Source organism: Paenibacillus sp. FSL K6-1217 (assembly GCF_045040735.1).
GTDB lineage: Bacteria > Bacillota > Bacilli > Paenibacillales > Paenibacillaceae > Paenibacillus_AQ.
On the sequence record NZ_CP150271.1, the window covers coordinates 4736671 to 4750485 of the forward strand.

Below are 13815 nucleotides of genomic sequence, written 5' to 3' on the forward strand. Positions count from 1 at the left end.
AAGGATAATCCATAGCATGGGGCTTAAGTACGAGGACTGCTTGGATACAATTATAGGGGGTAACTGTGTTTTTAGGAACAACAAAAAGCGACAGCAGCCGTCCATATTGGACAGAGCAGACCGCTCACGTTAGAATGAATCTGTTGTTGACTGCTCAGACAGGAGGCCAGGCTATGCCGACCATCAAAGACGTTGCGCTGAGGGCTGGCGTATCGGCGACCACCGTATCCCGGGTACTGAACAACAGGGGTTACTTAAGCGAGGAATTGAAGCACAAGGTGCACCAGGCGATGGAGGAGCTGAATTACCGGCCGAACGAACTGGCCCGTTCCCTCAGCCGCTCGAAATCCAACATTATCGGACTGATTATTCCGCATGTGTCTTTGCCTTTTTTCGGCGAATTGACCAGTCATATTGAAGAACATGCCTACCGGGAAGGCTATAAGCTGCTGCTCTGTAATTCGTGGCAGGACAAGCAGAAGGAACAGGAATACATCCACATGCTGCGCGCAAGCCGGGTGGACGGCATTATTATGGGCAGCCATACGCTGGAGGTGGAAGCCTACCGGCAGATGAATCTGCCCCTGGTGACATTTGACCGGCAGATCTCACCAGATATCCCTTATGTCTGCTCGGATAATTATGAGGGAGGCAAGCTGGCCACTACTCTTCTGATCCAAAAAGGCTGCCGGCACCTCGCCCATATCGGCGGGCATCCCAAGCTGAACATCTTATCCCATCTGCGCTGTGTGGCTTTTGAGGATATGGCGAAGCAGCACAGCCTGGAGTATGTCATTCTCCATACCGACAACAACAGCTTCGACTTCGAGGCTTATGAGCAGCTGCTCGGGCAGCTCTTTCTGGAGCATCCTGAGGTGGACGGGATTTTTGCGGGCAGCGATATCATCGCGGCCTATGCCCTGAAGGCCTGCCGCACAAGGGGACGGCGTGTCCCGGAGGATGTGAAGATCGTCGGCTATGACGGCATCGCGCTCCGCAGCCTGCTCGACCCGCCGATCACCACCATCCGCCAGCCGATGGAAGCGATGGGCCAGCTGGCCGTGGATCTTATTCTGCAGCAGATGCAAGGCCACAGCGTGGCCGCTGCTCACGTTCTGCCTGTGGAGCTGGAGGAGGGAGCAACTACTTGAGGGGGCTATTACCTGGGAGGGCTATTACCTGGGAGGGCTATTACCTGGGAGGGCTACCGCTTAAAGTAGGTGAAGACTGAGGGTTTGCTCGCTGTACCTGATTAAGATGCAAGTGGTGGTGTACTTAACTGCATTCCGTACAACTATATCGTCTGATTTAACGCCGAAAACCCGTTTAGCTGTATTTCGTACAACTAAAATGCCGGCCATACCCTGTTCTCGCCCTTTTGGGCAAATTTAGTTGTACAGACTACACTTAGAAGAAGAAATCCTGCCTTTTTACGGTTTTTAATTGTACAGAATACATCTATCGCCGAAAGTTAGCTTCGTACACCACTCATACTTAGCTCTACATAGGAGTGTAGCCGAAAAAGCCTCTGCAGCGATGCAGAGGCTTCTTAAATCTCATAGTAAATGATGTTTAATATGAACGAAATCGACTTTTGAGTAAATAACGTTATATTCCTCGCCAGCACATTGTATGCGGTTTTTCGCATACATCCGGCCACGCGCCCGTTCCCTTCCTATACGGACAACAAACTCGCTGCCCGATGCCGCCTTCCACACGCGGCTAACGCGCAAACAGCTCAAGCAGCTTCCCCGCATCCAGCTCCGCCGTAGAAGGCAGCACCAAGTCGGCCGCGCCAAGCTGCCCGGCCGTGCCGATGCCCACAGCCTTCATGCCCGCCGCCCGGATCGCGGCCACGCCTGCGGCTGCATCCTCCACGCCGATGCAGTTGCCCGGCGGAACACCCAGCCGCTCTGCAGCCTGCAGGAAGATCTCCGGATCGGGCTTGCCCTTCCGGAGCACAGCCGGGTCGGCAACCGCCTGGAACCACCGGGCTGCGCCTAGGCGCTCCAGAATGAGCGGCGCATTCAGGCTGGCCGAGGCCAGCCCCACAGCGATTCCCCGCTCGTGCAGGGAATCAAGCAGCTCCCGGATACCCGGCAGGAGGTCCGCCGGGGTGATCCGGCCGATCATCTCCCGGTAATGATCGTTCTTCTTCTCCGCCAGCCGGAGCTTCCCGGCTTCAGGCAGTTGCGCAAGCTCGCTGCCCTCCAGTACAATCTCCAGCGACTCCATCCGGCTGACGCCCTTCAGCCGTTCATTCTTCTCCCGGCTGAAGGACAGGTCCAGCTCATCCGCGAGCGCCTGCCAGGCCAGATAGTGGAATTCAGCGGAATCGGTGATTACGCCATCCAGATCGAAGATTACGGCCTCCAGCCGGTGCGCCAGCGAAATCCTCACCGGTTCCTGCGGAAGCAGCTCCAGTAGCTCTTCCCGGTGCCTGATCCCAAGCTCCGTCCCCTCCAGCAACGTATACACCACCGCCTCACGGCCAACGAAGATATCCAGTAGCTGCCCGCGTACCGTAATCTTGAAGCGGTAGCTCTCCCACTGCTCCGGCAGAGCCGGATCGAAGCTCAACTCTCCGTTGTACAGCCGCATTCCGCCGAAGCCGTTCACAATCGACATCCATGACCCGGCCATCGCCGCCATATGGAGCCCGTCCTTGGCATTGCGGTTAATATCATCCAGATCCATCCGCACCGTGCGGTCGAAGTAGCTGTACGCCCCGGCCAGATCGCCGATCTCCGCAGACAAAATACTGTGGATGCAAGGAGACAGCGAGGAGTCATGCGTCGTCAGCGGCTCATAATAATGGTAGTTGCGAAGCTTATCCGCCAGGCTGAACTTGTCCCCGAGCAGGAACAGGGCCATTACCAGATCCGCCTGCTTCAGCACCTGATGCCGGTAGATCACCAGCGGGTGATAGTGAAGCAGCAGCGGATATTGATCCGCAGGCGTATGCTCGAAATCCCATTTCCGCTTACTCAGGAAGGTGTCATCCTGGGCATAGATGCCGAGCTGTTCGTCAAAAGGGATATACATGCAAGCGGCAGCTCTGCTCCAGCCCTCCGCCTCTTCCATGGATAGTCCCATCGCCTGCCGCAGCCGTTCGAAATCAGCCGGATATTCCCGCTGAAGCAGCAGAGCCGTATCATAGGCATACTTGAGCTGATCCTGCACCATGAGATTGGTATAGGCATTGTTATTCACAATCGCCGTATATTCATCCGGCCCTGTTACTGCATCAATGCAGAAGGCGCCCCCGCGCGCAGGGTTGTAGTGACCAAGGTCGGCCCAGAACCGCGAGGTCTCGAACAGAATCTCCGCGCCCCGGCTAACGAGGAATTCCATGTCGCCCGTTGCCAGGACATATTGCTTCAAGCCGTAGGCGATGTCGGCATTAATATGCGCCTGGGCAGTGCCTGCGGGGAAGTAGGCGGAGTTCTCTTCGCCGTCAATCGTCCGCCAGGGGTACAGCGCCCCCTTCTGTGCCATGACCGCCGCCCGCTCCCTGGCCTTGCCGAGCGTAGAATAACGGAATTCCAGCAGCGCCCGGCCAATCTCCGGCTGCGTGAAGGTGAAGAACGGCAGCATGTACATCTCCGTATCCCAGAAATAATGCCCCTCATAGCCCTCACCGGTTAAGCCCTTGGCTCCAATATTCGTTGCTCCGTCCCGGCCCACGGATTGCAGCAGCTGGTAAGCATTGAAGCGGATGCCTTGCTGGAGTGCAGGATCGCCGCTAATCTCCACATCAGCCCGTGCCCAGAATCGATCCAGATAAGCCCGCTGCTCCTCGGCCAGACCGGCGAAGCCCGTAGCCTTAGCCAGTGCCAAGGCTTCAGCACTCCGGCTGGGCAGCTCCTCCTCCCCGTAATCTCTGGAGGTGTGATACGTAATATACTTGGTAAGCGTCACCGTCTCCCCGTTGCGGACAGCAGCGGCATAACAGGCGGAGATGCGCTGTCCGATCAACTGGTGGCCCATCCCGCGCCCGGACTTCGCCTGTAGCCCATGGCTGACAGCGGTCTGCAGCACGAACCGTGTATGCCGGGTCCGCTGCTTCATCCACAGGTCACCGGATGCTTCATCATAGCCGGTATCCTCCAGCAGCAGGCGGGGCTCGCCGCCGCCCGTTCCCAGCCTCGGGTCAGCCGTAGCCTCCGGCCGCCGGATCTCGCCGTCCACCGCTGAATCGAACTTCAGCGTGCCGGAGAAGTTCAGCGCCGTCACGGCATAGTCGATCGCAGCCAGATGCTTGTGCGCCAAGGCAACCATCCGGCGGACCGTCAGCAGCACCCGGTGTCCGGCGGGAGATTCCCACTCCAGCTCCCGGTACAGCATGCCGTTGCGCATATCCAGCCGCCGTTTATACCGGTGCAGCTTCCCCTGATCCAGCCGGAATTCATGGCCTTCAATGCTGAGTCTGATGATACGGGCATCGGTCACATTCAGCATGGCCTGGTTGCGGGAAGGGTATCCGAAGGCCCCTTCAGGATAGACTACCGGCTCAGAATCAAAGAAGCCGTTCAGATAATTCCCCGCTACCGAAGTCCCCGCCTTCCCGTGGTACCCTTCCTCGAAATTGCCGCGCATGCCGATATAGCCGTTGCCAAGCGCGAATATACTTTCGCTCCGCTGATTGTGCTCCTCCTCGTAGCGTTCCTCTTCAATACTCCACTCCCTGTAAGGATATAATGCCGGTAGAGCTTCATAGGACTTCATCTTCATCTCAGTATTCTCCTCCTGATCAGCCTTTGACAGAGCCGCCCATCAGACCCCGGACGAAATACTTTTGCAGCAGGAAGAAGATCGCCAGCGGCATCAGCATCGAGATAAAGGCGGCCGAGGTCAGCAGATGCCAGTCATTGCCACGGGAGCCGACCAGATCGGCGATCTTCATGGACATGACCTGCACCGACGGCTGGTTGCCGATGAAGATCAGCGATACCAGGTAATCATTCCACACCCAGAGGAACTGGAAGATCCCGATGGACGCGAGCGCGGGCACCGAGAGCGGCAAAATCAGTCTGCTGAATATAGTAAAGTGGCTGGCACCGTCAATAAAAGCCGACTCGAACAGATCCTTCGGCAGCTGGCTGATGAAGTTGTACATGAAGTACGTAACCAGCGGCAGCCCGAAGGCCGTATGCGCCAGCCAGATGCCAAGATAACTGCCGTTCAGCCCAAGCGCCGTGTAATCCTTGAGTACCGGAATCAGCGCAACCTGAATCGGAATGACCAGCATAGCAATAATGATGACGAACAGCGTCTTACGTCCGGGAAACCGGAGCCAGGCGAAAGCATAGGCGGCAAAAGAAGCGATCAGCACAGGAATCACCGTAGCCGGAACCGCAATCGTCAGTGTATTCCAGAACGCCTGAGACAATCCGCTCCCCTTCTGCACTGTCTCGCTGCCATCCGCTTCCTTAAGCGTATACTCCTTGCCCGACAGCACATTTTTGTAGTTATCGAGCGTGAGGTCAGGCATTGCCTTCCAGCCCTGCTCCTGCATATTAACCGTGCGCGCCCTGCGGTTCTCCCACATCAGGCGGCTGTCCTCCGCCTTCACACCCTCTTTAAGCTGTTCATCCGTATAGGTCTTGCCGTTCACCTCAATCGGTCCGCGCAGATCAGCCTCCTTGGAGAGCTGCACTGTCTCGCCCGCTTTCCATTCCTGATGGGGGAATACCTTCCACCAGCCGGTCTGCAGAATATCTGCTGCGGGACGGAAGGAGGAGGCGAAGAGTCCGAACGTCGGCAGAATCCAGAGGAAGCAGATCACGCCCAGAATCAGATTCACGGCCGTTTTTCCGCCTTTTCTTTTCTTCTTGCCCATCATTAGAATCCCCCCTGCTTGCGGAACTGCCGCAGATTAATAAGGATAACAGGCAATACAGCGATCAGGAGCACGATAGCCAGCGTGGAGCCGTAACCGAAGTTGCGGTACATGAAGAACTGCCGGTAGAACTGCGTCGCTACAACCTCTGTATCGTATTGACCCCCTGTCATCACCATGACAACGTCAAATATTTTCAGCGTGAAGACGATGATAGTGGTGGTTACCGTCAGGATGGTCGTGGAGATGTACGGAATCATGATGCCAAAAAAGATCTTCACCTCGCCGGCCCCGTCCACCCGGGCAGCCTCCAGAATATCCTCGGGCACTCCTTTGATGGCAGCCGAGAAAATAACCATCGCAAACCCCGTCTGCATCCAGATCAGAATAATAATAAGGAAGAAATTGTTCCAAGGCTGCAGCATACTCGTCCAGGCCTGCGGTTCGCCGCCGAAATAGGTGACAATCGCATTCAGCAGTCCAATCTGCTCATCGCCCGGCTGATAATAATAGACGAACTTCCAGATGACCCCTGCCGCTACAAAGGAAATAGCCATCGGCATGAAAATAATAGATTTGGCGATCCGCTCATAGCTGCTCCGGTCGGCAAGAATGGCAATCAGCAGCCCGAAGCATACACAGGCCAGCGTCCCCACGAACACCCAGAGCAGGTTATTGCGCAGGGCAGTAGCCATCAGACGGTCGCTGAAGATAGCGGCGTAATTGCCGAATCCGACGAACTTCTCGGAGGAAGCGTTGAAGAAGCTTAAGTACAGCGTCCGCAGGGCAGGCAGAATCAGCAGCCAACCAAGAATAAGGACAGCCGGTCCGACAAAAACATAAGGCAGCACCTTCCTGCGGACATGGTCCGGGTACTGCTCCACCGCCCAGGTTAAGGTGTAATAGATCAGATATACGCCCAGCACGCCCCACAGTACCGCAAGCACCGCAGTCACCAGCGGATGAAGCGTTGAATCACGGAAAAACAGGAAGATCAGCCCGTTGACCACGATATTCGCAAGCAGTACACCCAGCGACACCAGCACGGCCCTGCCGCTGATTCGCTGCTTGGCCTGCGCCCCGGCAGCACCCGGCTCCGGCCTTAGTTGTGCATCCATATCGGTTCCTCCTATAGGCTCTGTTGGAGCAGAGCCTTCTTCATAAGCACCTGTTAACACCAGCCGGGGGCAGCCCCGATTCCCCAAGACTGCCCCCGGCAACCTATTGGCGCCTAAGTCCCGTGCTTCCCGGTCCTTAGTTCTTCCAGCCTGACTGAATCTGCTCCAGGGCCTTATCCAGCGTAGCCGTTCCGCTCACATAGTCGGTCATGCCTTTCCAGAAGGTCCCCGCACCCACCTTGCCCGGCATCAGGTCCGAACCATCGAAGCGCAGAGTCGAGGCATCCTGTACCAGCTTCGCCATCCGGCGGTCGGATTCGGACTGGTACCAGTCAAGCGGGGCATCATTCATGGGAGCAATGACACCGCCGGATTGCACCCAGCTTTTGATCGATTCGCCAGTGGTGAAGAACTCCATTACAGCGCGTACCTCAGGGCGGTCATTGAACATGGCGTAGATATCGCCTGCCACCAGCACCGGCTTGCCGTACTGCTCGTCAATCGGCGGAAGATAGAACCAGTCATAGTCGGTATCCACCTTGGCCGTCTCCGGGAAGAAGCTGGTAATGAAGTTCCCCATCAGATTGAACCAGGCTTTGGGCGGATTCTCGAACATAGGCTTAGGCGCATCGCCGAACGCAGTCGTGACAATAGATTTGGTGCCGCCGTAGACATAATCCTTGTTCAGCCAGATCTTGGACATCACTTCCACCGCGTTCTTCACTTCCGGCGAAGTGAACGGCAGCTCGCCGCTTACCCACTTGTCATAATTCTCAGGCGTTGTGGTCCGCAGCATAATATTCTCCACCCAGTCGGTTGCCGCCCACCCGGTTGCCGCGCCGCTCTCGATACCGATCGCCCAGGCTGGATCACCGTCCTTGGCGATTTGCTCCGTCAAGGCCATCATTTCATCCCAAGTCTGGGGAACGGTATATCCCGCTTCGTCAAATTGCTTCTTCGGATACCAGACCAGACTCTTCACATTGCTGCGGTTCCAGATCCCGGCCATAATCTTGCCGTCCTTGCCGTCCATGGTGGACATATCCAGCCAGCTCTTATTGTAATTAGCCGTCAGCTTCGCCTGATCCAGCACCCCGGTCAGATCGATAACCTTGCCCGTCTTGGCGATGGAGGCCAGGAGGCCCGGCTGCGGGAAGTCCGCGATATCCGGCGCATTGCCGCCGTCGACCCGGATATTAATTGTGGCTTCGAATTCCTTGGAGCCTTCGTACTGGATATCAATGCCGGTCTTCTCTTCAAATTCCTTAATGCTGCTCTCGAACTTCACCTGGTCAGCATCCACAAACGGGCCGAACATCGTGACCTTCGTGCCTTTATATTGACCCTTCATGGCCAAGTCCAAGGGGCTGCCGGCAGCAGCGGGATCTGGACTCTCTGTTGATGCAGCGTTGTTATCTGCTGAAGGTGCTGCTGTTGGTGCTTCTGTAGCTGCCGGTGCCTTCGTTGGTGCAGCGTTGTTATTGCCGCCGCATCCGCTGAGCATCATGGTGAAGGATAGACATAGCACCATCGCAAGTGACAGTTTACGTGCTGGAGCTTTCTTCATTTTTTTATACATCCCCTTTAAATGTTTTTAGAGACTGCATTCAGCAAGCTTCGTTACCGGAACCCCTTCCGGCAGGGCAGCCACTCACCTCCTTCTACAGACTAATGGAGCATGGGCACCTTCAACGTCTATCATTCAAAATGGATCATTACAATGTCTATCCTCCACCATATAATCTACACGCGCTATACGCGCATATTCCTATATTCCCCACCAATGTATGCGCTTCCAACAGTCAGTTAGTACCTTGTGCTTTGGACAGGATTGCTGAGACGATTCGTTCACAATCACCCTGACCCGCCATTCTGAAAAGCTTTTCAGAAACATGTAAAGAAACGGTTCCGCCCTGGCACCCGGGCAGCCGTGCTCATGCCCCCGGATCCCCCCTCATTTCTCACGCGAGGATTCCCTTACGATTAGCTTATGCTCCATCTTCTCTTTCATGACTGCCACCTTGCCTGTTGTCAACAATTCATGCAGCTTCTCCGCCGCCCGGTATCCGAGCTGATAGATGGGCTGTGCGATGGTTGTCAGCTTCGGAATGAACATCCCCGACATCCGCAGATTATCGAAGCCGATGACCGATACCTGACCCGGAACCAGAATATTGCGGTCCTTTAAGTACGAGATCGTCCCCATTGCGAACTCATCCGCGACACAGAATACAGCGGTTAGCTCAGGATACTCAGTGAACAGCTCGTGCGATGCCTGATAGGCGTGTTCAAAGCGGTGGTTCGCGTACTTAATCTTCCCGGTATTGCGCTCCAGACCCGATTCGTTCAAGGCTCTCACGAACCCTTCCATCCGCGGTGGCCCGGACACCGAATTATCATGGTTGAAGCCGATCATTCCAATCTCCTGGTGCCCCAGCTCAATCAGGAACTTCACAGCGTCATATGCCGCCTTCTCATCGTCCACCTCCACCGACGCTACCTCATACTCATCGGAATGGGAGGAGACCAGCACAAATGGAATTCTGCAGCCTACCAGCTTCTCGTAGTACTCGGGGTGCAGAATATCACTGGCGAACACGACACCATCCACCTGCTTCTCATGAAAAGTATCTATATAGGACAGTGTCCGCTCCCTGTCACGGTCTGTATTGCAGATCATCAGACTGTAACCGAGCTTAATGCAGGCATCCTGCATGCCCCGGATTACCCCTGCGAAATACAGGTTCTCAATATCGGGAATGAGCAGGCCGAGCGTAAATGACTTCCTGTAAATTAACCCCCGTGCGAATGCATTAGGCTGATACTTGAGCGCTTCTATCGCTTCAATGACCCGGCTGCGCTTGCTCTCCACTACCGTATCCGGCGCATTCATTACACGGGACACCGTGCTGATGGATACTCCGGCCATCTTGGCGACATCTCTGATTGTTGGCTTCATAGTCTGACTTCCTTTGTGATCTTCTGGCTCGAAACACATGCCCTCCTTAATCAGGATTGGCCTAGCCGTGTAAGTTAGAAAAGCTTTTCAAAGCGATTATAGCAAGGCTCCCTTAAATTGGCAAGCAAATTGTTATGCGCTTACATTCCTGTCTGTTGAGCCCTTGCTTCATGGTTGTTACAGTCCAAATACAGTTCAAACACACTCCCAATCACTTCAAATTCATTCCAACAGCAACTGTGATTTCCTGCCGCCAAATTACCCCTCCCCGCCGTGTCGCTTACTTAAAGTGTGTAAATTATATTAATTCATGTTATAATTGGCGGGTATATTGATTTATGGCTGCAAATACTGCTACTGATGCCCAAGGCATCTATTATAGGAGGGATTCATGTGAAGCAATTGCACGACATACCATTCTCCGTACTGGATTTAGCCCCTATCCGGGAGGGCGGAACAGCGGCGGATTCTTTTCATAACACCCTTGATCTGGCCCGTCATGCCGAGAAGTGGGGGTATAACCGTTACTGGCTGGCAGAGCATCATAATATGACCGGCATTGCCAGCTCGGCTACCTCCGTTGTAATCGGTCATGTGGCAGCCGGGACTACCAGCATCCGCGTAGGTTCAGGCGGCATCATGCTCTCCAACCATGCACCGCTGGTGATTGCAGAGCAATTCGGCACACTGGAATCCCTGTATCCGGGACGGATTGATCTGGGTCTGGGCAGAGCCCCCGGCTCCGACCAGGCAGCCGCCAGAGCACTGCGCCGCAGCCTTGGCAGCGACGGCAGTGAATTCCCCGAGCAGCTTAGCGAGCTCCGGGCTTATTTCGACCCTGAAGGATCAGGCTCCCGCCCGGCCGGTGTCCGTGCCGTACCCGGCGAGGGACTGAACATTCCGATCTGGCTGCTCGGCTCCAGTGGCTTCAGCGCCCAGCTTGCGGGCCAGCTGGGTCTGCCTTTTGCTTTTGCCAGCCACTTTGCACCGGATTATCTGCTGCCCGCGCTGCATCTGTACCGCACCAGCTTCAAGCCTTCGGCTGCACTCGACAAGCCTCATGTTATGGTAGGCCTGGGCATCACAGCAGCGGATACCGTTGAGGAAGCGCGCAGACTCGCCACTTCCCAGCAGCAGCAATTCCTGAATATTATCCGTGGCCGCACCGGCAAGCTCCAGCCTCCGGTAGATACTCTGGACGGAATCTGGACCTCCCAGGAGAAGGCGCTGCTCATGAGCAAACAACAATATTCCATCGCCGGCGACCAGGCATTGATTAAGGAACGGCTGCTGCAGATTCAGGAAGAGACGGATGCGGATGAGTGGATTATCGCCTCACAGATCTATGACCACTCTGCACGCTTGCATTCGTATGAGCTTGTGGCCGATCTGTTGAAGAAGTAACAAGGCCATAGTAACTCATCAGATTTAAAAGCGTGAGAATTACTTTAACTAATTGCGTACTGTGGGTTTACCGCGCCCCGATTAAGGTGCAAGGGGTAATAGGCTTAGTTGGGGCAGTATTGCGCCGCATTTATGGAATGAAATCACTTGTTTCATTTTGATGGTATACTAATCTGATTACAGACCAGTCTATATATTTAGCCCATTTAACTACCTGTGGAGAACTCCATTGAGGCAGCTAAATGGGCTATTTTAGCCTTGCAGCAAGTGAATTAAACGAAGCACTTTCATCATTTCGATCAAATACATATTAACAGTGAACATGGAGCCGAGCCCTCCCAGCCCTAATCGTTCTTTATAAAACACAAAATCCATTAATAAACAGAGAATTAATGAGTTAAACGCAGTAAACATTAAATAAAAGCAGTTTATTTATATTAAACGTCCGAATTCATTTACTTAAAGTATCTTTTGCTGTTTTTCTTTATGCTAAGTTTTGATTATACTGTAATTATCATTCGTTATAACGAACGACAGAGCATTCTCACCATTCAGGCTCGTTCCCGTCTGTTCAGATTCATCCAGACCCGTCCATGTTCGTTCTGATCAGTACTATCGCCTTAATAGTTAGTAGTCCTTCAAGAAACTACTTTATTCGACAAGCTATGATTCAGAAGCGCGAACCGGGGCGGATTGTGGCTGAAGGCTCCCGAAGGTCTGCAAAGAAAGGGGCAGGGAGAGTGAAGAAGAGACATAGATCCATCATAGGCGCGTATATTCTGGCTGTTCTGGCAGGCGTAATCTGGCATGCCGGAGGGGTCAGCGCAGAGGATACGATCAAGCTGACTGTGAACTCGCATACGACCAGCACCGCAACCATGAACAATATGCAGCCGGGAGATACCATGGCTTCGGATTATACAATTATCAATGACGGAAATGATCCGTTTGATTATTCCGTAGCCTTCCAGTTCCGCTCCGGGGACGCAGATCTGTACAATATCCTGCAAATGACCCTGCAAAAAGAGGGAGTAATCCTCTATTCAGGGACAATGAGCGAGGCCCCGGGCGTAGTGACCATCGGCTCGCTTGCCGCAGGTGCAGAGGAAGCCATCCAAATGAAGGTGTTGTTCCCGCCGGAGGCAGGCAACGAGTTCCAGGGGAAGACGGTAAGCGTGGCCTTTGAATTCACAGCTACAGCAGAGCCTGCGCCTACAGCCGGGCCGACATCCTCACCGCGGCCTACGGCGGAGCCAGTAGCCTCAGCCACTCCTTCACCTGCGGCAACACCAGACACCGGCAGTCCCGGCAGTACGCCGGCAGCAACAACCGCCCCTACGGATTCAACAGCCGGTACAGTCTCTCCTGGCAGTCCTCCTTCCCCATCCCCGGCAGTGGCAACACCGCCCGTGGATGGAGTGGCCGTAAGCGAAGACCCTGTTCCGCTGGGCGGAGGAGAGGCAGGCGGCAACCGCCCGTCCGCGACCCCGGATGACGGAGCCGCTGCACTTGGCAGCACGCCAGCCCCTTCACCGGGAGAGGACGTTAACCTTAGCGGTGATCCGCTTCCGCTGGGCGGACCGGAGGAAGACGGCAGGCTGCCGGACACGGCCAGCCCTTGGTACAATCTGATTGCGGCCAGCCTTGTTGTCGCCATGATCAGTATGATTGCGATCCGCAGGCTGGGCTCGAAGAAGTAACAGTACGCATAGGGCAGGAGGAGAGAGAGCATGAAGATGCGCAGCGGTATTACAATAGCCGTGAAGCTGATCTTCCTGCTCTCCTTGTGCGTTATGGTGTATTCCACCTTCCAGATCCTCAAAGCGCCCGCCGAAGCCCGCGAAGCCCTAAGAATCTGGGACAAAAAGAGGGAGGAAGCCCGGCTTCCCGTAAATTCTGAAGAAGAAATACCGCTGCCCGAAGGTATGGTCAGCAGCCCGGCAGCACCGGCAGGCGACAAACCTGCTTATATAACAGGCGAGGTGATAGGAGAGATCTATTTCCCTAAGCTGGATAAGCGGGTTGCGATTCTGGAGGGAACCGGCCGGGCGGAGCTGAAGCGGGGCGCCGGACATGATGAAGCAAGCGCCGCCCCGGGGGCCTCAGGGAACAGCGTACTGGCCGGACACCGTGATACCGTCTTCCGCAGCCTTGGAGAGCTGGAGACCGGAGACCGGCTGGAGCTTGCGACAGCGGACGGAACTTTTACCTATGAAGTGACCGGCAGCCGGATTGTTGACGGAGAGACGCGGGGAGCGGTGAAGCCCAGTACAGACCCTGTACTCACCTTAATTACCTGTTACCCGTTCTCCTATGTAGGCTCAGCGCCCGACCGCTACCTGCTCTCAGCCAAGCTTGTCACCAGCCAGCCGCCAGTGCAGCAGCCATAACCCTCCTTCCTCTCCGTCTCTCCGTCTGTCTGCCTCCCGCCTCTATTCAGCCTCCCCCTTCACTCCACACCATCCGCCTAAAGTATGAGACCCGGGGCAGAT

The 13815-nt window shown here is 55.1% G+C and carries 9 protein-coding genes; 4 read left to right on the forward strand and 5 right to left on the reverse strand.

The window, feature by feature from the left end; translation table 11 throughout:
* Positions 1–173 precede the first annotated feature (173 nt).
* The gene (locus MHH28_RS20835) at positions 174–1151 is read left to right on the forward strand and encodes a LacI family DNA-binding transcriptional regulator (RefSeq protein WP_405105130.1); all 978 of its coding nucleotides are present in this window, start codon (positions 174–176) and stop codon (positions 1149–1151) included.
* A gap of 571 nt (positions 1152–1722) precedes the next feature.
* On the opposite strand, the gene pgmB is transcribed toward MHH28_RS20835, so the two are convergent.
* The 5 genes from pgmB to MHH28_RS20860 form a co-directional block, all read right to left on the reverse strand.
* The gene (gene pgmB / locus MHH28_RS20840) at positions 1723–4734 is read right to left on the reverse strand and encodes a beta-phosphoglucomutase (protein ID WP_405105132.1); all 3012 of its coding nucleotides are present in this window, start codon (positions 4732–4734) and stop codon (positions 1723–1725) included.
* Between the two features lie 19 nt (positions 4735–4753).
* Positions 4754–5845, reverse strand: a complete 1092-nt coding sequence (locus tag MHH28_RS20845; protein ID WP_405105134.1) for a carbohydrate ABC transporter permease — start codon at positions 5843–5845, stop codon at positions 4754–4756.
* Positions 5845–6960, reverse strand: a complete 1116-nt coding sequence (locus MHH28_RS20850) for a carbohydrate ABC transporter permease (protein WP_405105136.1) — start codon at positions 6958–6960, stop codon at positions 5845–5847. The genes MHH28_RS20845 and MHH28_RS20850 overlap by 1 nt, the downstream gene beginning before the upstream one ends.
* Before the next feature lie 136 nt (positions 6961–7096).
* A complete protein-coding gene (locus MHH28_RS20855) occupies positions 7097–8527 on the reverse strand; it encodes an ABC transporter substrate-binding protein (RefSeq protein ID WP_405105138.1) in 1431 nt (476 codons plus the stop codon).
* Positions 8528–8914: 387 nt separating this feature from the next.
* Entirely contained in the window at positions 8915–9919 is a 1005-nt protein-coding gene (locus MHH28_RS20860; protein WP_405105140.1) for a LacI family DNA-binding transcriptional regulator, read from the reverse strand.
* A 360-nt stretch (positions 9920–10279) separates the two neighbouring features.
* On the opposite strand from MHH28_RS20860, the gene MHH28_RS20865 reads away from it, so the two are divergent.
* The 3 genes from MHH28_RS20865 to MHH28_RS20875 all read left to right on the forward strand — a co-directional run bounded on the left by MHH28_RS20865 (position 10280) and on the right by MHH28_RS20875 (position 13713).
* Positions 10280–11323, forward strand: coding sequence for an LLM class flavin-dependent oxidoreductase (locus MHH28_RS20865; protein WP_405105142.1), 1044 nt, complete (start codon positions 10280–10282; stop codon positions 11321–11323).
* Between the two features lie 740 nt (positions 11324–12063).
* The gene (locus MHH28_RS20870) at positions 12064–13023 is read left to right on the forward strand and encodes a hypothetical protein (RefSeq protein ID WP_405105144.1); all 960 of its coding nucleotides are present in this window, start codon (positions 12064–12066) and stop codon (positions 13021–13023) included.
* A 30-nt stretch (positions 13024–13053) separates the two neighbouring features.
* Positions 13054–13713, forward strand: coding sequence for a sortase (locus MHH28_RS20875; protein WP_405105146.1), 660 nt, complete (start codon positions 13054–13056; stop codon positions 13711–13713).
* Positions 13714–13815 lie beyond the last annotated feature (102 nt).